Origin of the sequence: Rhodopseudomonas palustris, from assembly GCF_003591005.1 — a bacterium.
Classification (GTDB): Bacteria; Pseudomonadota; Alphaproteobacteria; order Rhizobiales; family Xanthobacteraceae; genus Rhodopseudomonas; species Rhodopseudomonas palustris_K.
The window spans coordinates 1-1,063 of sequence record NZ_QYYD01000067.1; the positions used below are offsets into that span (position 1 = coordinate 1).

Annotated in this window: 1 protein-coding gene; it reads left to right on the forward strand. The window is 68.5% G+C overall.

Annotated elements, in window-relative coordinates; all coding sequences use genetic code 11:
* Positions 1 to 81: 81 nt before the first annotated feature.
* Positions 82 to 1,063: IS110 family transposase (locus D4Q52_RS25950; RefSeq protein WP_119859472.1), on the forward strand; the 982-nt coding region annotated here is incomplete at its 3' end.

A 1,063-nucleotide genomic window follows, 5' to 3' on the forward strand; every position in this document is an offset into this window, starting at 1 on the left:
GGTGATGGGGTGGACGGCCCCCAACGGCATCGCATTGTGCCAGATTGAGGTTGTTGCAAACTTCAAACGAGGGAGCCGTCCGTGAACGAGATTATCCGCATTGGGATGGATACGTCGAAGCATTTCTTCCAGCTGCACGGGGTCGACGCCAAGGAGCGCGTGGTGCTGCGCAAGAAGCTGCGGCGCAGCCAGATGCTGGCGTTCTTCGCCGGCTTGCCGCCGACGGTGGTCGGGATCGAGGCCTGCGGGGCGTCGCATCATCTGGCGCGCGCGCTCGGCGGGCTCGGCCATACGGTGAAGCTGCTGGCGCCGCAGCACGTCAAGCCTTACGTCGGCCGCAACAAGAACGACGGGCGCGATGCCGATGGCCTGTGCGAGGCGATGAGCCGGCCGCGGATGGAGTTCGTGCCGGTCAAGACTGCCGAGCAGCAGGCGGGATTGATGCTGCTCGGCGTGCGGCAGCAGATGATCGCGCGTCGGACGCAGCTGAGCAACGCGATCCGCGGCTACGCGGCAGAGTTCGGGCTGATCGCGCCCTGCGGGCTTCACAAGATCGAACCGCTGCTGGCGCGGATCGCGCAGGACGAGACGCTGCCCGAGCTGGCACGCGAGCTGTTCGCCGTGCAGGCGCAGGACTACGCGCGGTTGCAGGAGCAATTGAAGGCGATCGAAGCCAAGCTGCTGGCCTGGCATCGCGCCGACACCGCGAGCCGGCGGTTGGCGCAGATCCCCGGCGTCGGACCGGTGGGCGCCAGCGCGCTGGTGTTGAAGACGCCGGCGCCGCAGGCGTTCAGATCGGGCCGCGACTTCGCGGCCTGGCTCGGCCTGACGCCGAAGGATCACTCCAGCGGCGGCAGGCTCCGGCTCGGGCGTATCACCCGCGCGGGCGACGAGATGCTGCGCAGTGTGCTGATATCCGGCGCCATGGCGGTGATCCAGCAGGCGCGGCATGGGCGCGGCCGAGCCTCGGCGTGGCTGGTCGCGCTGCTGGCGCGCAAGCCGATCAAGCTGGCGGCGGTGGCGCTCGCCAACAAGATCGCCAGGATCGCCTGGAAGATGATGA